Source organism: Mycobacterium simiae (assembly GCF_008370645.1).
GTDB lineage: Bacteria > Actinomycetota > Actinomycetes > Mycobacteriales > Mycobacteriaceae > Mycobacterium > Mycobacterium simiae_A.
Map to the genome: position 1 here is coordinate 1 of NZ_VTZN01000584.1, position 349 is coordinate 349.

Annotated in this window: 1 pseudogene; it reads left to right on the forward strand. The window is 64.2% G+C overall.

Going from position 1 to position 349, the window contains the following annotated elements:
- Positions 1-26: 26 nt before the first annotated feature.
- Positions 27-349: pseudogene (locus tag F0Q45_RS29835) on the forward strand (hypothetical protein); the annotation flags it as partial.

Genomic DNA, 349 nt, shown 5'->3' on the forward strand with positions numbered 1-349 from the left:
AGTGCTCGCCGCCTATCCGCATCACGATGTCTCCACGGCAGCCAACAGGTGCGCTGCCGATAGGCACTGGAGTGCAGGGAGACGGCAGCAGGAATAGCCTTACCAAGGTGACGACCAACCACCCGCCTCCGGGACAGTGAACACCGCCGTATCCGGCTTACCCAGCACAGCGCTCAAGCAACTGGCCGGCCGTAGCCCTATCTGCTGTCGCCGCCTTGCTCGGCGCTGCAGCCTTGATCGTTGCATTGACTCGCCCTACGGCCAGCGGAACAACCGCAGCCCAGGGAACATCCGCCCCGCCCACTTACACTGCGGCAGAAGTCGCCGCCGCGCACCAGAAGTTGTGTGA